Below are 18,528 nucleotides of genomic sequence, written 5' to 3' on the forward strand. Positions count from 1 at the left end.
GCGGCCCGGGCCCGCCGGTCCCCGGCGTAGCCTGGAAGGACGATGTGCCCCTCCGTGATCCCGCGCGGGCCGGGCGCCACCGCCTGGTCGCCCGAGACGGTGACCACCGACCCGTACAACGCCGAGACACCGGCGGCCGCCCTGACCGAACCGGTCACCCCCGCCGGTGCCCTGTTCGTGCGCGACCACTTCGCGGTCCCCCGCACGGCGCCCGGCGCGTGGCGGCTGCGGATCGACGGGGCCGTGCGCGCGCCGTACGACATCGGCCTCGACGAGCTCGCCGCGCTCGCGCACCGGGAGTTCGACGTGGTGCTCGAATGCGCGGGCAACGGGCGGACGTCGATGACGCCGACGCCGCCCGGCCTGCCCTGGGGGCAGCGGGCGGTCGGCTGCGTCCGGTTCGCGGGCGTGCCGTTCCGGCTGCTCGCCGAGCGGGCCGGAGTGGAGCCGGACGCGGTCGAGTTCGTCTTCACCGGCGCCGACTCCGGCAGCGTCCACGGCAGGCCCACCGCCTTCCGGCGCAGCCTTCCGCTGTCCGTCGCCCTCCACCCCGACACCCTCCTCGCCACCCACCAGGGCGGCGCGCCGCTCACGGCCGGGCACGGCGCCCCGGTGCGCCTTGTGGGGCCGGGCCGTTTCGCCGTGGCGGACGTGAAGTGGCTGGTCGGGGCGCGGGCGGTCACGCGGCCGTTCGAGGGGGTCTTCCAGACCGAGGAGTACGTGTACGTCGACGCGCGCGGCGTCCCCGAGGGGCCGGTGGGCCCGCTGCGGGTCAAGTCGCTGATCACCGCGCCCGAGCCCGACGAGGACCTGCGGCGCGGCCGGGCCGCGGTGGTGCGCGGCCGGGCCTGGTCGGGCGACGGCGTGCCGGTCCGCCGGGTGGAGGTCCGGACCGTGCCGGAGGACGAGCCGGAGGCCGGGGCAGCCGCCGGGGCGGCGGTCGGCTGGCGGGACGCGGCCCTCGAGGAGCCCTCGGGGCCGTACGCCTGGACGGGCTGGTCGCTGCGCTGGACGCCGCACTCTCCCGGGCGCTATCGGGTGCTCGCGCGGGCCACCGACGCGCGCGGCGCCACCCAGCCGGAGCAGGCCCCGTGGAACGCCCAGGGCTACGGCTGCAACACCGTCGCCGCGGTCGACGTGGTGGTCGTCTGAGCGGCCGGCGCGACCCCGCTCCTCGCCCGGGGAGCGACCGCCGGGTCAGCCGATCGGCTGACCCGGGGCCGGTGGGAGCGGCCGGAGCATGGGAGACGGGGGCGGGCCGCACGGCGCGCTCCCGACGCCCGTCCGCCGTGCCCCCTGGGAGCTCCCCCCATGAACCGATCCCGTGCCCTCGTCGTGCTGGCCGCGTCCGTCGCCCTGCTCGCGGGCTGTGCCCAGGGCGGTGGGGAGCCCGTGCGGGCCGCCGAAAGCCGCCCGGCGACGGCCGCCCCGCCGGCGCAGAACGCGGTGCCCTCGCCGTCGGGCCGCACCCCCGCGGGCACGCTCCTCGTGGCCGACTTCGGCTCCGACACCGTCACCTTCGTGGACCCCGCCCGAGGGCCGTTCGCCTCGGTCGAGGTCGGCACCGCGCCGTACGGCCTGGTCCTCGGCGCCGACGGCCGCGCCTGGGTCGCGACGGCCGAGGGGGTGGCCGTCGTGGACACCGGCACCCGCACGCGCCTGGCGCTCGTGCCGTACCGGACGGCGTCGGGGCCCGTGACCGGCGGCGAGTACCGGGGCGGCGGGATGGGCATCGCGCTCTCGCCGGACGGCCGCCGGGTCTACGTCGGGGTCAACATGCCCGGCGGCAACGGCACTCTGGAGGTGCTCGACACCGCGTCGCTGAAGGTCACCGACCGGGTGCCGGTCGGCCGGCGCCCCTTCGACGTGGACGTCTCGCGCGACGGCTCGGAGGTGTACGCGACGAACCACGACTCCTTCGACGTGACCGTGGTCCGGGCCGACACCCTGCGGACCCGCCGGATCGAGGTGGCCCCGTACGGCACCGAGGGCGGGCTCGGCTCGTGGCTGAAGCCGCACTACGCGGCCGTACGGCCCTCGGACGGGCGGCTCCTGCTGCCCTTCGAGGGCGAGCGGCTCGTGGTGGTCGATCCGCGCACCGGCCGCTCGGAGATCCGGCCGATGACGGCGAACACCCACCAGCACGGCGTGACGGTCACGCCCGACGGCACCCTTCTGACCGTCGGCACGGGCCCCATCGATCCCGCGACCGACCGGGGGCCCTCGCTCACCGTGCGCTCGCCCGACGGCTCCGAGCGCGTGTTCCCGCTGGACGGCCCCCACGAGAACGTCGCCGTGTCAGCGGACGGCCGCACCGCCTATGTCACGGGCGGGTTCACCCGGGACGGCTTCTGGGACGGCGTCACGGTCGTGGACCTGACGGACGGATCCGCGCGGCGCCTGCCGGCGGGGGCGCGTCCGCTGGGCATCGCGGTCCTGTGAGGGGTCTGCCCCGTGAGCGCGGTGTCGGCGCGATGGTGTTGGCTGGTGGCCGGACCCGGCCCCGTACGAGGAGACCCGCCATGACCGTCCCCGCCCACCGCAACGCCCAGCCGCCCGACGCCCAGGCCTCCCTGGGCGCGGGCGTGGTGGTGACGGACGGGGCCGGCCGGGTCCTGCTCGGTCTGCACCGCTCGGGCGTGTGGGAGCTGCCCGGCGGCAAGGTGGAGCCGGGTGAGTCCATCGAGCAGGCGGCGGTGCGCGAACTCGCCGAGGAGACCACGCTCGTGGCCTCGCCGGCCGATGTCTCGGTGATCGGTCTGATCCTCGACACCGCGACCTCGGCCGAGCTCACCCGGATGACCGCGGCCACGGTCGTCCACGCCCACACGGGCACGCCGGCCGTGGCCGAGCCCGACAAGATCGACCGCTGGGAGTGGTTCGCACCCGACCGGCTGCCGGAGTCCCTCTTCCTTCCCTCGGCGCAGGCCCTGGGCTTCTGGCTGCCCGAACTACCGCTGCCCGAGGGTCCGTTCCACCGGTACGGGGTGGAGCCCCGCCCCGTCGACGCCCGGGGTCGGGGTCGGGGTCAGGGTCCGACGTACTCGTAGATCCCGCCGTGCGGGTGCCGCAGCACCGCACGGTGCCCGTTCGGCGTGGGCGCGGGGGGCATGACCACCTCGGCTCCGGCCGCCACGGCTTCCGCGACCGCCTCGGCCACGTCCGGGACCGTCAGCGTGGCGGCCACCCGGGCCACCTGCGCCACGGCCTCGTCCGAGCCGCTGAAGAGCAGGAAGGGTCCGACGCTCGCCAGGCTGACGCCGGCGAAGGCGAAGCGGTTCGCGGGCGCGCCGGTCAGCTTCTCGTAGAAGGGGACGGCCGCGTCGAGGTCGTCCACGCGCTGCCGCGCGACCACGGTTTCGATACCCATGATCGTGATCCTCTCATCGCTCCGGGGCGGCCGGGAAGGCCGGCAGGGGCGGGAGGAAGCGGTTCGCCGGGGCTCTGGCACGGGCGCGGGGCGGCTGTCATCATGCCGATGGGGGGATGCGCTATGGGGCAGCTCGACCGGGTGACGGTGCCTCCGCCGGACGAGACGGCGACACGGGCGGCGCGGGAGGCGGGGCTCGGGGTCTATCTGCGGGGTTTCCGCGCCCGGCACGCCACGGACGAACCAACGCCGCGCCGAAGGCCGTTGGGGCCATATCTCGTCCTGCTGCTCGCGGGCGCCGCCCTCGTGGTGCCGGCCCTGGCGACGCGTCTGGTCGGGCCGGGCCTCGGCGTACCCCTGTTACTGCTGCCGTTCGGAGCCCTGGGCTGGTTCCTGTGGCGGTCGTTCCCAGCGCCGGCGGTGACCCTGCGCCCCGGGGAGTACGTATACCTGTACGAGCGGGGTCTGGTCTGCCCCGGCGAGAACGGCACGGCGCGGGCCGTGCCCTGGCGGTCCGTCACGGCGATGCACCAGGATGTCACGCGCACCTACGTCAACGGCGGCTACACGGGCACGCACTACGCGTACCGGCTGCGCACCGGGGGGCGGCACGGGGTGACGGTCGGCGGGTTCCTCGACGAGGAGACGGTGCCGCGCCCGAGCGATCCCCAGATCCGTGAGCTGGCGCAGATCGTCCTGGACGAGACGGTGCGCCGGGCGCTGGCGCCGGCGGTGACGGCGCTGGAGGACGGCGAGCGGGTCGAGTTCGGCGACGTGGCGCTGCACGCGGAGGGCATCCGGCTGCCGTCGGGGACGGCACCGTGGGAGCGGGTGCGGCGGTTCGAGTGGCGCGGCGACGGGCTGGTCGTGGTGCGGACGGCGGGGTCCGGCCGCTGGGCGCGCGAGGCGCGGGAGATCCCCGACTTCCCGGTCTTCTGGGCGCTGGTGAAGGAGCTGTTTCCGCACGCGCGCGAGTTCCGCCGCTGAGTGGCCGGATCCCGTGTCACCCGAAGGGGCGTCTGGCCAGGCTCCGTTCGCGTTGGGACATTGGAGTGAGCTCCAGGAGGGTGCTGGGGCGTCGGGGACGCGGGGCGGGACCGGGGAGACCGGGGGGATCTGTGAGGTGTCGACGGACGCGGCCGCGTACGGTCGTGGCCCTGCTGCTCGTCTGGTGCGCGGTGGCGCTGGGGCTCGCGCCCGGGGCGGCGGGTGCGGAGAGCGGGCGGGATCCGGCGCCGGGGGTGTCGTATCGCAGCTTCGAGACGACGGGGGCGCACGGGAGGGTCCGGGTGCATCTGCTCTCCGTCGACCTCCGCCGCAAGGGCGTCGAGGTCGGTCTGCTGTATCCGGGGGTGGTCGCGGCGCGGGCGCCGCTGTCCCGCCTCGCGAACGCGCGCGGGGCGGTCGCCGGGATCAACGGGGACTTCTTCCATCTCTCCGAGACCCAGCATTCGGGCGTGGAGGCGACCGGTGCGCCGGTCGGGCCCGCCGTCGCCGACGGACGGGAGCTGAAGGCGGCGGTGCCCCGGGGGCAGCGGTTCGGGCCGCGGCTGCCGCCGGGGACGGGGACGCGCGAGGTGTTCGGCCTTGGCACGGACCACCGGGCGCGGATGGGCCGACTGGTCCTGGACGGTTCGGTCGACGGCCCGGAGGGGTCCTTCCCGCTGGGCGGGCTCAACCAGTACGCGCTGCCCGTCGGGTCCGTCGGCGTGTTCACCGCCGCGTGGGGCCGGGCGTCGCGGCTGCGCGCGGTGTGCGGGACGGACACCGACCGTGGCGCGCCGTGTGCCAGGGAGACGTACGAGGTGACGGTGCGCGCCGGTCGGGTGGTGGCGGTGGCGGAAGGACCGGGGCGCGGTCCGGTGGCGAAGGACACCGAGGTCCTGGTGGGGCGCGAGGAGGGGGCCAGGCGGCTGCGGGCCCTGGCGGTGGGCGACCGGGTGCGGGTGCGCCACCGGCTGGTCGCGGAGGGTTCCCGCGTTCCGTACCGCTTCGCGATCGGTGGCCATCCGCTGCTGCGTGACGGCGCACCGGCGACCGGCCTGGACGACGTCACTCCGGCGGTGCGGACGGCGGCGGGGATCACGGACGGCGGGCGCGGGGTGCTGCTGATGGCGCTGGACGGCTCGCGGGGTCTCGGGCGGGGACTGACGCTGGCCGAGGTCGCGGCGCTGCTGGCGAAGGCGGGTGCGCGGGACGGTTTCAATCTGGACGGCGGGGGCTCGTCGACGCTGGTCGCCCGGGCGGCGGGCGAGACGTCGGTGACGGTGCGCAACCACCCGAGCGGGGGCGTCGAGCGGCCGGTTCCGAACGGGATCGGGGTTTTCTCGCGCGGCTGAGCGGGACGTCGGACGGGACCCGGACGGGAGGCCGTCGGGACGCCTCGGGACGCGGTCGGGGCGACCGGACGGGGTGGTCACGGTGGGTCACCGAGCGGAGTGGGCCGGTCGTGGCTAGCGTGGCCGGTGAGACAGCGACGTCAATCGAATCGGAAGCGAGTACGTCATGCCCTCACCTGAAGGCACCCCGATCTGGACCGACGCGATGTTCACCGACATCGAGGGCGCGAAGACGTTCTACGCCGACGTGCTCGGCTGGACCTTCGGCGAGTCCTCGTCGGAGTACGGCAACTACACCCAGGCCTACAAGAACGGCAAGGCGGTCGCGGCGGTGGTGCCGCCGATGCCCGGCCAGGACGGCGAGCCCAAGTCGGCCTGGTGTCTCTACTTCGCCTCACCCGACGTCGCCGCCACGGCCGAGAAGATCAGGGCCGCGGGTGGCGCGGTCCTGATGGAGCCCATGCAGGTGGGCGACTTCGGTTCCATGTGCCTCGGGCAGGACCCCACGGGCGTGGTCTTCGGCGTGTGGCAGGGCGGCACCCACGAGGGCTTCGAGCTCCAGGGCGAGGCGGGCAGCTATGTGTGGGCGGAGGTGTTCACCCGTGAGCCGGCGAAGGCCGACGACTTCTTCACCCGGGTCTTCGGCTTCAACTCCAAGAAGATCAAGGACGAGCAGATGGACTACCGGGTCTTCGACCTCGGTGCCGATCCCGTGCTCGGCCGGATGGTGATGACGGCGGAGGACTTCCCGGCCGACATCCCGGCGTACATCCAGATCTACTTCGCGGTCGACAACTGCGACAAGGCCGTCGAGGCGGCCGAGCGGGCCGGCGGCCGGAAGGTGTTCGGGCCGATGGACAGCCCGTTCGGCCGGTTCGCGGCGCTCATGGACCCGCAGGGCGCGGCGTTCGCGGTGATCGACGTGCGGACGACGGTCGGCGAGATGCCCGAGATGGAGTGACCGGCCCGCCCGTCCCCTCGCGGACACGGGTGCCCGGGGCCACGGGGGTCCCGGGCACCCTCGCGTGCGGCGCCCGGGGTCAGGCTCCGTCGCGGACGGAGACGATGCCGTTGAAGACGCCGATGTACGCGGCGCCGTCCGGGCCGATGGTGATCGGCGCCCAGTTGTTGTCGTAGGCGGGTCCGGTACCGGTGAGCCGCGACCAGACCTTGTCGCCGGAGCGGAAGTCGACGGCCGTCAGGTACCAGGCGTCGATGCCGAGGGCGTTCGGCCGCTTCTCGTAGAAGTAGAGGAGGCCGTTGGCGGTGGAGAGCTTGGGCACGGTGGACGGGGAGCGGACGTCGCTCTCCCACACGGTGTCGCAGCCGCTGCCGTCGGGGCGGACGTCGATGCGGGTGGCGCCGCCGACGACGCTGCGGCCGAAGGTGAGCGAGGTGGGGTTCTCGTAGCCGTAGTTGTTCTCGACGACGAGGCTGTTCCCCCAGCTGATCAGGGAGTTGTCGGTGGTGGAGGCGCCGGGGCCGAAGACCGGGACGGAGCAGACGAGGCGGTCGGCGTCGGCGACGTCCGTGCCGCGCCGGTAGACGAGCACGTTCATCCGGTCGTCGGCGTTGTCGGTGATGGCGACGTATTTCTCGCCGCCCTGGCCGAAGAGGTCCGGTGTGGTGCCGGAGCCCTGGTTCACGGAGCCGGGCTTGGTGCCGGTGCCCCGGTCGTAGGTCTGGCGCCACTGGACGCGCGGGGTGCCGTCGGGGTCGGCGCGGAAGCTGTAGAGGGCGTGGTCGGAGACGATGGAGACGCCGTCCTCGGCGACGGAGAAGGAGTTCTGGATCTCCTCGCCCACAAGTCTCACGGCGCGCAGCGCGCCGGTTGCGGGGTCGAGGGTGCCGACCCTGCCGAGGCGGGTGACCCACCAGATCCGGCCGTCCCAGTCGGGCATGACGGAGGTGACGGGGTCGCAGACGCCGCTGGGGAAGAGGTTGGTCCAGCTGACGCAGTCGTGCGGGACGAGGGAGGTCAGGTCCCAGTCGTCCTCGACGACGAACTCCCAGGCGCCGTCGGTCCTCTGGCGGTGGGCGATGCGCAGGACGTGCTGGCGGGAGTCGGCGAGGACGACCCGGTCGCGGTCGTCGAGGTAGAAGTAGGCGCCGCCGGAGGTGTCCTTGAAGATCTTCTCGAAGTCGAGGCGGGTGACGGCCTCGACGGTGGAGGACCGCTGCGGCAGGCGGTGCTCGGCGAGGGTGTCCAGGGTGCGCGGGTCGAGCAGCTTGAGCAGGAAGCCGTTGAAGGTGCCGCAGACGGTGACGAGCCGACCGCCGGTGTCGAAGGTGACGGTGGCGCACTCGCCGCCGAGTGCGGCGATCCTCTCGCTGTCGACGCGCGGGGCCCGGCCGAGCGGCCCGGGGTAGGGATGGGTGCCGCTGCCGGCGGCGTCGGCGTGCATGCCGCTGCGGCCGTTGGGGGCGAGGTGGGGGTGCTGGGGCGGGGCCTCGCCGGGGAGGGGGCGGGCGGTGGCGGGAGCGCCGTAGTCGTGCTGGACGAGGCGGTGGCCGGGGGCGAGGGGTATCTCGTCGGCGTGGGCGACGGGGGTGGCGAGCGCGAGGACGGTCGCGCCCACCGCGGCGGTCAGCGCGAGTGCGCGGGCTCGCCGGGCCGGGGCTCGCCGGGTCGGGGGACGGGTGGTCACTGGGGCTCCTCGGGTCCGTGCGTACGAAGGTCGCGCCGGCGGCCGACGGTAGGCCCGAGGGTGGGAGATGTACATGGAAAGGCCCGGTGTTTCATGGGCACTTCACGGTGGTGAAACGATCAGGGCCTGAGGCTGGAGACCACGTTGGCGGTGGCGGCCACGCCGTTCTGGATCGTGGGCGCCATGCTGGTGCTGGCCAGGAAGAAGCCGAGCAGGGCGCAGACGATCGCGTGCGAGACCTTGAGGCCGCCGCTGCGGAGAAAGATCACGGCCAGGATCAGCAGAAGCAGCACCACGGAGACGGAAATGGCCATCACGCTCACCCTCCTTGCGCCGCACCGGAATTGCGGCGTTCGGCGGACAGTGTGACGTAAGGGACGATCCGGACGGGTGCATGGCGCGGCGGCCATCCGGGTGACGTTCCGGTCGCGGCCGTTTCTCAGCCTCTGGCCAGGGCTTCCGCGATGCTCGGACGGCGGACCGCTTCGAGCTCCTCGTCGGCGAGGAGGGCGGCGATCAGACCGGCGCTGCCGAAGACCTCGGTGGCGCACAGGTCCCAGTCGGTGAGCACAAACCAACTTCCGTCGACGGCCCACCAGTTGGCGGGGAAATTCTCCCACTGCGTGGTGTGGTGCGCGGGGGCGTCGGCGAGCCGTCCGAGGCGGGCCGGGAGCGGCCGGTCCGCCCGTTCGATGCCGGCGTGGACGGCGTAGCAGGGCGTGTCGGGTCCCTCGGGGCCGTACCGGGAGAGGACGTCGACGAGCCGTGCGAGGGTCTCGTGGTCGATCTCGCCGTCCGAGGGGCCCTCGTACGCGTCCGTGCCCGCGATGCCCTCGAAGAGCAGGTACGAGGGAGGGTGCGGCCAGTCCTCCAGGCGCCGGCCGGCCGTGGCCAGGACCTCGCGCCAGCGCAGCCGCCGGCCGTCGGCGTCGCGGATGGCGTGCAGGACCCAGCAGCGGTCCTCGAAGCCCTCGCTCGGCTCGTGCCCGAGCTCGGCGTCCGCCCCGTCCAGGACGGGGCGGAGCCCGCCGAGGGGGTGGTCGTCGGGCAGCGGCGCCCAGGGGCCGGTCATGCCGCATTCTCTCCCGGGCGTCCGGCGGCCAGGCAATCGGCCCACTCGACCGTGCGGTCGCACCAGCGTTCCAGGAGCACCCGGTCGTGGCCGACGGCGAGCAGGCCCGCGCCGGTCTCGGCGCGATAGGTCTCGACGGCCGCGACGAGGGCTGCGGTGGTCGAGGCGTCGAGCATGGCGGTCATCTCGTCGCAGATCAGCCAGCGGGGCCGCAGGACCAGCGCGCGGGCCAGACAGGCCCGCTGCAGCTGGCCGTCGCTGACCTCGTGCGGCCGGCGGCCGAGCAGATCCTCGGTGAGCCCGACGGCGGGCACCAGGGCCGCGAGCCGCTCCGCGGCCTCGGCCCGGCGGCCGGTCGCGCGCAGCGGCTCGACGATCAGGTCGGCGAGCCGCAGCCGGGGGTCGGCCGACAGGCGAGGCTGCTGGAAGACGACGCCGACGGCCGTGCGCAACGCGCGCGGAGCGCGGTGCCGCCACCCCCGGACCTCGGCACCGTCGAGCACGACCCGACCGGCATCGGGACGGTGCAGCAGGGCGGCGACCCGGGCCAGGGTGGACTTCCCGCAGCCGCTCGGGCCGAGCAGGCCGACGGCCTCACCGGGCGCGACGACGAGGCTCGCGCCGCGCAGAACGGGCTTGCGCCGGTCGTACCCGGCGGTGACGTCGGTCAGTTCAAGCACGGAACGCTCCGTCGAGGTGATGCGGCAGGGCGGCGACCCGGGCCAGGGTGGACTTCCCGCAGCCGCTCGGGCCGAGCAGGCCGACGGCGAGGCTCGCGCCGCGCAGGACGGGGTCACGCCGGTCGTACCCGGCGGTGACGTCGGTCATTTCACGCACGGAACGCTCCGTCGGGGTGGTGGCAGGCGACGCCGGCGAGGAGGTCAGGGCGGGTGGCGCAGGTGTCGCTCGCCACGGCGCAGCGCGGGGCGAAGGCGCAGCCGTCGGGCAGGTTCGACAGTTCGGGCGGCAGGCCGGGGATCGGGGTGAAGGTGCGCTCCGGGAGGGCGTCGAGCAGTCCCCTGGCGTACGGGTGCCGGGGGCCGGGCTCGCCGAAGAAGCGGTCGGCGGACGCGATCTCGACGATCCGCCCCGCGTACATGACGGCCACCCGGTCGGCCACCCGCCGGGCCGCCGCCAGGTCATGGGTGATGAGCAGCAGGGCCTTGCCCTGGTCGGCGTGGCGGCGCAGCTCGTCGGCGGTGCGGTCGACGAGCTCGCGGTCCAGCCCCGTGGTGGGCTCGTCGGCGAGCAGCAGCGGCGCGTCGCCGATGAGGGCGAGGGCGGTGGCCGCCCGCTGGGCGAGGCCGCCGGACAGCTCGTGCGGATAGCGGTCGAGGTGCCCCGGCGGGAAGGCGGCCCGCTCGGCCGCGGCCTCCGCCGCCGCCCGCCGCTCCCGGCGGGGCGTGTCCGTGAGCGCCCGGACGGTCTCCTCCAGCTGCGCCCGCACGGTCCGCACCGGCGTGAGATGCGCGGCCGGACTCTGCGGCACCAGTCCGATCCGCCGCCCGCGCACGGTCCGGGCGAGCGTCCGCTCGTCGGCGGCGAGCAGGTCGACGACGGGCGGACACCCCGTCCCGTCCCCCTCGCGCGCGCCGGAGCCGCCATCCGGGTCGGCGTGGCGCTCGGGGCCCCGGCCCGCCGTCCGGTCCCCGCCGTACGATCCGGGCCCCCCGCCCCGCGCGGCTGAGCCGTGCCCGTCGACGGCGGCCCGCGGTCCGTCGCCCCCACGCGCGTCGACCGAGCCGTGCCGGTCGACACCACCGGCCCGACGGCCGACCGCGCCCCCGTATGATCCGGGCCCCCCGCCCCGCGCGGGGGAGCCGTACCCGTCGACGGCGGCCCGCAGCCCGTCGCCCCCACGCGCGTCGGCACCACCGGCCCGACGACCGGCCGCGCCGCCGACGCCCGGCGTGCCCGGTCCGCCCGCCAGCAGGGCCGTGCCCCGCGTCTCCGCGTTCGCGGGGAGGAGGCCGAGGAGGGCGGAGGCCAGGACGGACTTGCCGCAGCCGCTCTCGCCGACGAGGGCCAGGCATTCGCCCGGTGCCAGGTCGAAGGTGGCGTCGGTGACGGCGGCGACGGTGCGGCCGCCGCGGAGGCGGAAGCGGACGGTGAGGCCGCGGACGCTGAGCAGGGCGTCGCCGGCGCGTTCGGCCGTGACGGCCTGCAAGGCGCGCAGGACCTGATCGTTCGCGGCGTTCACAGCATCAGCTCCGATCGGCGGCGGGGGTTCAGCCGGTCGCGCCAGACTCCGGCGAGGCCGGCGACGGCGAGGGTCGGCACGATGAGGAAGAGGCCGGGGAAGAGCGTCGGCCACCAGTCGCCGGCCAGCAGCGAGGAGCGCGCGCCCTGGACGAGGTTGCCGAGGCTGGCCTGGTGGCTGGGCAGGCCGAGGCCGAGGAAGGAGAGCGCCGACTCGTGCCACATGGCGTGCGGCACCATGAGGACGGCGGCGAGACCGGCCTGCGGCAGGACGGCGGGCAGCAGGTGCCGCACGGCGATCCGCCACCGGGAGGCGCCGCCGGAGATCGCGGCGTCGACGAAGGGCCGGGAGCGCAGCGAGAGGACCTCGGAGCGGACGATCCGGGCGGTGGACAGCCAGTGGGTGAGCGCCACGGAGACGATCACCGGCCAGACGCCCGGCCGGAACATGGCGACGATGAAGATGCCCATCAGCAGGTGCGGCACGGACGCGAAGCCGTCGACGACCCGCATGACGAGCCGGTCGGTGCGGCCGCCGAGCGCTCCGGCGGCGGCGCCGACGGCGGTGCCGATGACGGTGGCGACGAGCGCCGCGACCAGGCCGACGAGCAGCGAGATCCGCAGGCCGTAGACGCAGCGCAGCAGCAGGTCGCGGCCGACGTCGTCGGTGCCGAAGGGGTGGTCCCAGGACGGCGGCAGGAGCTTGCTGCCCAGGTCGACGGCCTGTTCGTCGAGCTGGACGAGGGGCGGGACGAGGAGGACGGCGAGGACGACCGCGCCGGTGACGAGCGCGGAGCTCCACAGGCGGATCCGCCGGGTGCGGGCGTCGCGGGGGTCAGCCATCGAAGCCCACCCTCGGGTCGGCGAGCCCGTACAGGAGGTCGGAGAGCAGGTTGCCGAGGAGGACGGCGGCGGTGGCGAGCACGGTGAGCGCGGCCAGCAGCGGGAAGTCCACGGAGACGGCGGCCTGGACGGTGGCGGCGGCGATGCCGGGCCAGCTGAAGACGGTCTCCACGAGGAGGGCGCCGGTGATGAGTTCGGGCACCCGGGAGCCGACGAGGGTGAGCATGGGCAGCATTCCGGAGCGCAGGGCGTGGCCGGTGAGGACGGTCCGTTCGGCGAGGCCGCGGGCGCGGGCGCCGCGCACCGGGTCCTCTTCCAGGGCGTCGCCGACGCCTTGGCGTACGTACAGGAAGAACCAGGGCAGCTGGGAGATCCCGAGGACGAGTGCGGGCAGGACGAGGTGGGTGGCGACCTGGCCGGCGGTGACGGTCTCGCTCGCGGTGTCGGTGAGGCCGCCGGCCGGCAGCGCGCCGAGCTTCAGGGAGAAGAACCAGATGGCGAGCAGTCCGAGCCAGAAGGCGGGGGCGGCTTCCAGGGTGTACGCGGCGGAGCTGACGGCCCGGTCGAGGAGGCCGCCGCGGCGGCGGCCGGCGAGGACGCCGAGCGCGGTGCCGAGGGTGATGGCGACCAGGAACGCGGTGGCGGCGAGCAGCGCGGACCAGCCGACGCGCTCGGCGATGACGTCGGCGACGGGCTGGCGCATGACGCTGGAGTCGCCGAGGTCGCCGGTGACGGCGTGGGTGAGCCACTGCCACCAGCGGCCGAACCAGGGCCGGTCGACGCCGAGGTTGGCGCGCAGCTGGTCGAGGTGCTCCTGGGAGGCGGTGAGGCCGGCGGTGCCGGCGTAGGCCTTGACGGGGTCGAACGGGGAGGCGGCGGCGACGGCGAAGACCGCGAGGGTGACGCCGAGGAGGACGGGGACGGCGGCGAGGGCGCGCCGTCCCGTCATCCGGGCCATGGCTCCCCAGGGGAGGCGTCGGCTCACTTCGCGGTCGCTCCGCTGCCCTTCGGCTTCCAGTCCTCGACGTTCCACCAGGGGCCGGAGGCCAGGCCGTGGTCGTGCGGCTCGGTCTGGGTGGAGAGTCCGTCCCAGCGGTCGGCGACGACGTAGAGGTGGTCGATGTGGGTGAGGAAGGTGTAGCCGGGGTTCTTCACCAGTTCGCGCTGGACGGTGTCGTAGGCGGCGTGGCGCTTCGCGGGGTCGTCGGTGCGGCGGCCGTCCTCCAGGGCGCGGTCGACGGTCTTGTTGTCGTACCAGGCCATGTTGTTGAAGCCGTCGCCGCCGAGGGAGGACTTCAGCAGGAGGTACTGGTCGAAGTCGGGGTCGCCGGGCGAGCCGCCGCCGGCGAGGACGGCGTCGGTCTTCATGCGGGGTTCGATGACCTCCCAGGTGCCGGCCTGGGTGGTGATGTCGATGCCGGCCTTCTTGGCGTCGGAGGCGTAGGCGAGGGCGTGGTCCTGGCGGAGCTTGTCGCCGGAGAGGTACCAGAGCGGGAAGGCGGCGCGGACGCCGTTCTTGACGCGGACGCCGTCGGGGCCGGGCTTCCAGCCGGCCTCGTCGAGGATCTTCTTCGCTCCGGCGAGGTCGTGGCGGCGTTCGGTGCCCTTGGCGAACCAGGGGCTGTCGGTGGGGACGGGCCCGTAGGCGGGCTTGCCCGCGCCTTCGAGGATCTTGTCGACCATGGCCTGCCGGTCGACGGCGAGGTCGAGGGCGCGGCGGATCGCGGTGTCACCGCTGACCTCGTGGTGGGTGGGCAGGGTGACCGTGCGGTAGTCGTAGGTCTTCGCCGCCCAGGTCTTCTTCGTCTTGTCATGCGTGAAGCCGGCGGCGAGGTTGGGCGGCAGGATGGCGCCGTCGAGGTCGCCGGCCCGCAGGCGGGTGGCGCGGACGTCGTCGTCCTTGATGACGGCCATGGTGAACTTCTTCACGGCCGGGGCGCCGCCCCAGTAGTTCGGGTTGGCCTGGAAGCTGAGCTTCTCGCCCTTGGACCAGCCGGTGAGGACGTACGGGCCGGTGCCGACCGGCTTGGTGGTGAAGGGGCCGGTGTTGACGTCCTGCGCGCCGGCGACGTGCTGCGGGGCGATGGCGAGGACGGTGCGCTCGGCGAAGGGCGCGTAGGGGTACTTGAGGGTGAAGACGACGGTGTCGTCGCCGACGGCCTTGACGTCCTTCAGGGCGTCGAGCTCGGTCCTGGAGGGGTTGTTGGTCTTCGGGTCGAGGATGGTCCGGTAGGTGAAGACGACGTCGGCGGCGGTGAAGGGCTTGCCGTCGGAGAACGTCACGCCGGGACGCAGCTTGTAGGTGTAGGTGAGGCCGTCGGCGCTGACCGTGGGCAGGGCGGCGGCGAGGGCGGGCTCGAGCTTCATGTCGGCGCCGAAGGCGAGGAGCCCGTCGAAGATCTTGGAGTTGCCGTCCTTGCCGTAGCCGAGGAGGGGGCTGAGGGTCTCGGGCTCGTAGGCGATGCCGACGACCGCGGAGTCACCGGGGCCGCCGGAGCCGGCTGCGCCGTTGCCGGGGTCGGAGCAGGCCGCCGCGGTGAGGGCGACGGCCCCCGTGAGTATCGCGGCGGTCGCGCGGCGGACGGTTCGGGCGGCCATGATGTCCACACCCCTCTTGAAGATCAACTGTTATTGCGAAACGATCGCAATTAAACAGCATGTATAAGGGGTGCGGACACGTGGGACCCTTACAAGCGCTGGTGGCGCCCCTTACGCGGGGGCGGGGAGGTCCGCCAGGACGGCGACAGTGTCCTGGTGCCGGCCGGGTGAACCCAGCGCCGTCCGGTCGGACACGGCCCGCTTGAGGGCCAGGTGCGCGGGGTGCTCCCAGGTCATGCCGATGCCGCCGTGCAGCTGGACGCACTCCTCGGCGGCGTGCACGGCGACCTTCGAGCAGTACGCCTGGGCGACGGCCACGGTCAGCCCGGCGTCCGCGGCGCCGGTGGCGAGCGCGTCGGCGGCGGCGCGGGCCGCCGCCCTGGCCCCGACGAGCTCCAGCCAGAGCTGGGCCATCCGGTGCTTCAGCGCCTGGAAGGAGCCGATCGGACGGTTGAACTGGTGGCGTTCCCTGGTGTGCCGGACGGTCTCCTCCAAGCACCATTCGGCGATCCCGAGCTGCTCGGAGGCGAGCAGTCCGGCGCCGGACAGCAGTCCGCGCCGGACCGCCTCGCGGGCGCGGTCGGCGTCGGCGAGTCGGGTGCCGCCGGCGCCGCTCGCGTCGACACGGGCGAGCGGCCGGGTGAGGTCGAGCGGGGAGAGCGGGGTGATCACCGCGTCCGCGGCGGGCACGGCGTACAACCCGTCGGGGCGCGGCACGAGCAGGACGTCGGCGGCGACGGCGTCCGCGACGGCGGGGACGGGGCCGTCGGCCACGGGCGCGGCGCCCGGGGCGGTGGCGAGCGGGACCGCCAGGACGGCGGTCCGCTCGCCGGACGCGAGGGCGGCGAGCAGGTCGGCCACCGGCTGCCGCTCGGTGTCGAGGGCGAGCAGGGTCTCGGTCGCGATCACGGCGCTCGTCAGGTACGGCGCCGGGGCCACCGCCCGGCCGAGCTCCTCCAGGACCACGGCCGCCTCTCGGTGGCTCGCGCCCTGGCCGCCCAGCTTCTCGGGGACGAGCAGCCCCGCGGCCCCGATGCCGGCGCCGAGGGCCTCCCAGAGGCCGGGGACGTAGGGGCTCGGCTCCTCGATCCGGCCGAGCAGGGTCTGCGCGTCGGCCCGGTCGGCGAGCAGGGAGCGGACCGCCGCCCGCAGGTCGTCCTCGGTCTCGGAGTAGAGCAGGTCCGGCTGCGCGTTCATCGGGCGAGGTCCTTCCAGGCGACGTCCTTGTCGTTGCGGGGCTCGGCGGGCAGGCCGAGCACCCGCTCGGCGACGATGTTGAGCAGGACCTCGGTCGTCCCGCCCTCGATCGAGTTGCCCTTGGCGCGCAGATAGCGGTAGCCCGCGTCGCGGCCGGTGAAGTCGACCAGGTCGGGCCGGACCATCGCCCACTCCCCGTAGAGCAGGCCCTCGTCGCCGAGGAGTTCGACCTCCAGGGAGCTGATGGCCTGGTTGAGGCGGGCGAAGCCGAGCTTCATGGCGCTGCCCTCGGGGCCGGGCTGGCCGGCGACGAGCTGCTGCCGCAGCCGCTCGCCGGTGAGCCGGGCGACCTCGGCGTCCACCCAGAGGTCGAGGAGGCGGCGGTGCAGGTCGTGGGTGCGCAGCTCGGGGCGGTCCCGCCAGGTGGCCGCGGCCTTCCCGATCATGCCGCCCTCGCGCGGGATGCGGGCGCCGCCGATGGAGACCCGCTCGTTCATGAGGGTGGTCTGGGCGACCCGCCAGCCGTCGCCGACCTCGCCGAGGCGATGGGCGTCGGGGATGCGGACGTCGGTGAGGAAGACCTCGTTGAACTCGGCCTCGCCGGTGATCTGGCGCAGCGGCCTGACCTCGACGCCCGGGTCCGTCATGTCGCAGACGAAGTAGGTGATGCCGCGGTGCTTGGGCAGGTCCGGGTCGGTGCGGGCGATGAGGATGGCCCAGCGGGCCACATGGGCGCTGGAGGTCCACACCTTCTGCCCGTTGACCACCCAGCCGTCCCCGTCGCGGACGGCGCGGGTGCCCAGCGCGGCGAGGTCGGAGCCGGCGCCCGGTTCGCTGAAGAGCTGGCACCAGACCTCCTCGCCGACCCACAGCGGCTTCAGGAAGCGCTCCTTGACCTCGTCGGAGCCGTAGGCGAGGAGGGTGGGGGCGGCCATGCCGAGGCCGATGCCGATCCGGCGGGGGTCGTTGTCGGGGGCTTCGGCGGCGGCGAGTTCGGCGTCGACGACCGCCTGGAGGGCGCGGGGGGCGTCGAGCCCGCCTAGGCCGACCGGGTAGTGCACCCAGGCGAGGCCCGCGTCGAAGCGGGCGCGCAGGAAGTCGGTGCGGTCGGTGTCGGCCGGCGGGTGCTCGGCGAGGAACCGCCGGGTGCGGGCGCGCAGTTCGTCGGCGTCGACGGCTCGGCCGCTGCGGGCGGCGCCGTCGGTGGGGGCCGTTTTGTCGGTACGGGTGGTCATGCGCGGGCTCCTTCCGTGAGTCCGTCCGGGAGTCCCTCGGGACGCCCCGCAGGGAGGACGACCAGGCGACCGGTGGTCACGCCCTCGGAGAGCCGCTGCACGGCGTCGGCGGCGCCGTCGAAGGGGACGCGCTCGCTCACGTACGGCTTGATCAGGCCCTTGGCGGCGAGTTCGGTGAGGGTCTCGTGGCAGCGCAGGACGGCGGCCGGGTCCTTGAGGTTGTACAGCCCCCAGTGGAGGCCCACGATCGAGTAGTTCTTCACCAGGGCGTGGTTGAGGGCGGGGCTCGGGATGGTGCCGCTGGCGAAGCCGACGACCACGATCCGGCCCTCGAAGGCGACGAGCTTGGCCGACTGCTGGTAGGCGGCGCCGCCGACCGGGTCGTAGATCACATCGGCGCCGCGGCCGCCGGTGGCCTCCTTGACGGCGGTGACGACGTCCTCGGCGTGCCGGTCGACGACCGAGTCGCAGCCGAGCTCCCGGGCGACGGCGGCCTTGTCCGCGCCGCCGACGACGCCGATGACGGTGGCACCGGCCGCCTTGCCGAGCTGGACGGCGGCGCTGCCGACGCCGCCCGCGGCGGCGTGCACGAGGAGCGTCTCGCCCTCCTTGAGGGCGGCCCTGCGGTGCAGGCCGAACCAGCCGGTCTGATAGCCGATGTGGAGGGCGGCGGCCTCCGCGTCTTCCAGCGCCTCGGGCGCCGGGAGCAGCGTGGCCTCGTCGGCGACGGCGTACTCGGCGAGGCCGCCGTACGGCAGTGAGGGGGTCGCGATGACCCGGCGGCCGTCCTCGGTCTCGGCGCAGATCTCCACGCCGGGGGTGAACGGCAGCGGCGGCCGCACCTGGTACTGGCCCCGGCACAGCAGCGCGTCGGGGAAGTTGAGGCCGGTGGCGCGGACCTTCAGCAGCACCTGACCCGCACCGGGCTCGGGCCGGGCCACCTCGTCGCGCTGCATCACCTCGCCCGGTTCGCCGTTCTCGTGCACTCGCCATGCCTGCATGCGGAGGCCTCCAGCAGCCGTCGTGG

At 74.6% G+C, this 18,528-nt stretch carries 19 protein-coding genes; 6 read left to right on the forward strand and 13 right to left on the reverse strand.

Going from position 1 to position 18,528, the window contains the following annotated elements:
* Window positions 1-42 precede the first annotated feature (42 nt).
* The 3 genes from ACFY7C_RS02930 (at window position 43) to ACFY7C_RS02940 (ending at window position 3,050) form a co-directional block, all read left to right on the forward strand.
* On the forward strand, window positions 43-1,152 hold the full coding sequence (locus tag ACFY7C_RS02930; protein ID WP_389642741.1) for a molybdopterin-dependent oxidoreductase: 1,110 nt from the start codon (window positions 43-45) through the stop codon (window positions 1,150-1,152).
* A 159-nt stretch (window positions 1,153-1,311) separates the two neighbouring features.
* A complete protein-coding gene (locus tag ACFY7C_RS02935; protein ID WP_389642744.1) occupies window positions 1,312-2,442 on the forward strand; it encodes a YncE family protein in 1,131 nt (376 codons plus the stop codon).
* Window positions 2,443-2,522: 80 nt separating this feature from the next.
* Window positions 2,523-3,050: an NUDIX hydrolase gene (locus ACFY7C_RS02940; RefSeq protein WP_389642747.1), complete on the forward strand. Its 528-nt coding sequence runs from the start codon at window positions 2,523-2,525 to the stop codon at window positions 3,048-3,050.
* Here the strand turns inward: ACFY7C_RS02940 and ACFY7C_RS02945 are convergent.
* A complete protein-coding gene (locus ACFY7C_RS02945) occupies window positions 3,029-3,370 on the reverse strand; it encodes a VOC family protein (protein WP_389642750.1) in 342 nt (113 codons plus the stop codon). The genes ACFY7C_RS02940 and ACFY7C_RS02945 overlap by 22 nt on opposite strands.
* A gap of 123 nt (window positions 3,371-3,493) precedes the next feature.
* Here ACFY7C_RS02945 and ACFY7C_RS02950 point away from each other — a divergent pair, with 123 nt between their 5' ends.
* The 3 genes from ACFY7C_RS02950 to ACFY7C_RS02960 all read left to right on the forward strand — a co-directional run bounded on the left by ACFY7C_RS02950 (window position 3,494) and on the right by ACFY7C_RS02960 (window position 6,670).
* Window positions 3,494-4,357: a DUF6585 family protein gene (locus tag ACFY7C_RS02950; RefSeq protein WP_389642753.1), complete on the forward strand. Its 864-nt coding sequence runs from the start codon at window positions 3,494-3,496 to the stop codon at window positions 4,355-4,357.
* Between the two features lie 164 nt (window positions 4,358-4,521).
* Window positions 4,522-5,709 carry a phosphodiester glycosidase family protein gene (locus tag ACFY7C_RS02955; RefSeq protein ID WP_389642756.1) on the forward strand — a complete coding sequence of 396 codons (1,188 nt, stop codon included), beginning with the start codon at window positions 4,522-4,524 and terminating at the stop codon, window positions 5,707-5,709.
* Between the two features lie 166 nt (window positions 5,710-5,875).
* Window positions 5,876-6,670: a VOC family protein gene (locus tag ACFY7C_RS02960; protein WP_389642759.1), complete on the forward strand. Its 795-nt coding sequence runs from the start codon at window positions 5,876-5,878 to the stop codon at window positions 6,668-6,670.
* Window positions 6,671-6,749: 79 nt separating this feature from the next.
* Here the strand turns inward: ACFY7C_RS02960 and ACFY7C_RS02965 are convergent, their stop codons facing one another.
* The 12 genes from ACFY7C_RS02965 to ACFY7C_RS03020 all read right to left on the reverse strand — a co-directional run bounded on the left by ACFY7C_RS02965 (window position 6,750) and on the right by ACFY7C_RS03020 (window position 18,502).
* A complete protein-coding gene (locus tag ACFY7C_RS02965) occupies window positions 6,750-8,357 on the reverse strand; it encodes a hypothetical protein (RefSeq protein WP_389642762.1) in 1,608 nt (535 codons plus the stop codon).
* Window positions 8,358-8,476: 119 nt separating this feature from the next.
* Entirely contained in the window at window positions 8,477-8,671 is a 195-nt protein-coding gene (locus tag ACFY7C_RS02970; protein WP_389645919.1) for a hypothetical protein, read from the reverse strand.
* Window positions 8,672-8,796: 125 nt separating this feature from the next.
* Entirely contained in the window at window positions 8,797-9,429 is a 633-nt protein-coding gene (locus tag ACFY7C_RS02975; RefSeq protein ID WP_389642764.1) for a hypothetical protein, read from the reverse strand.
* Window positions 9,426-10,109, reverse strand: a complete 684-nt coding sequence (locus tag ACFY7C_RS02980) for an ABC transporter ATP-binding protein (protein WP_389642767.1) — start codon at window positions 10,107-10,109, stop codon at window positions 9,426-9,428. The genes ACFY7C_RS02975 and ACFY7C_RS02980 overlap by 4 nt, the downstream gene beginning before the upstream one ends.
* A complete protein-coding gene (locus ACFY7C_RS02985) occupies window positions 10,102-10,266 on the reverse strand; it encodes a hypothetical protein (RefSeq protein WP_389642770.1) in 165 nt (54 codons plus the stop codon). Before ACFY7C_RS02985 ends, ACFY7C_RS02980 begins: the two co-directional genes overlap by 8 nt.
* Entirely contained in the window at window positions 10,259-11,629 is a 1,371-nt protein-coding gene (locus ACFY7C_RS02990; protein WP_389642773.1) for an ABC transporter ATP-binding protein, read from the reverse strand. The genes ACFY7C_RS02985 and ACFY7C_RS02990 overlap by 8 nt, the downstream gene beginning before the upstream one ends.
* Complete coding sequence (locus ACFY7C_RS02995; RefSeq protein ID WP_389642776.1) at window positions 11,626-12,471, reverse strand: ABC transporter permease; 846 nt, start codon at window positions 12,469-12,471, stop codon at window positions 11,626-11,628. Before ACFY7C_RS02995 ends, ACFY7C_RS02990 begins: the two co-directional genes overlap by 4 nt.
* Window positions 12,464-13,456, reverse strand: a complete 993-nt coding sequence (locus ACFY7C_RS03000) for an ABC transporter permease (RefSeq protein ID WP_389642779.1) — start codon at window positions 13,454-13,456, stop codon at window positions 12,464-12,466. The genes ACFY7C_RS02995 and ACFY7C_RS03000 overlap by 8 nt, the downstream gene beginning before the upstream one ends.
* Window positions 13,453-15,069 (reverse strand): ABC transporter substrate-binding protein, encoded by a 1,617-nt coding sequence (locus tag ACFY7C_RS03005; protein WP_389642782.1) that lies wholly within the window; start codon window positions 15,067-15,069, stop codon window positions 13,453-13,455. The genes ACFY7C_RS03000 and ACFY7C_RS03005 overlap by 4 nt, the downstream gene beginning before the upstream one ends.
* Window positions 15,070-15,180: 111 nt before the next feature.
* On the reverse strand, window positions 15,181-16,266 hold the full coding sequence (locus ACFY7C_RS03010; RefSeq protein WP_389642785.1) for an acyl-CoA dehydrogenase family protein: 1,086 nt from the start codon (window positions 16,264-16,266) through the stop codon (window positions 15,181-15,183).
* Complete coding sequence (locus ACFY7C_RS03015) at window positions 16,263-17,501, reverse strand: acyl-CoA dehydrogenase family protein (RefSeq protein WP_389642788.1); 1,239 nt, start codon at window positions 17,499-17,501, stop codon at window positions 16,263-16,265. The genes ACFY7C_RS03010 and ACFY7C_RS03015 overlap by 4 nt, the downstream gene beginning before the upstream one ends.
* Window positions 17,498-18,502, reverse strand: coding sequence for an NADPH:quinone oxidoreductase family protein (locus ACFY7C_RS03020; protein WP_389642791.1), 1,005 nt, complete (start codon window positions 18,500-18,502; stop codon window positions 17,498-17,500). The genes ACFY7C_RS03015 and ACFY7C_RS03020 overlap by 4 nt, the downstream gene beginning before the upstream one ends.
* Window positions 18,503-18,528 lie beyond the last annotated feature (26 nt).

Source organism: Streptomyces sp. NPDC012769 (genome assembly GCF_042901205.1).
In the GTDB taxonomy this organism is placed as follows: Bacteria; Actinomycetota; Actinomycetes; order Streptomycetales; family Streptomycetaceae; genus Streptomyces.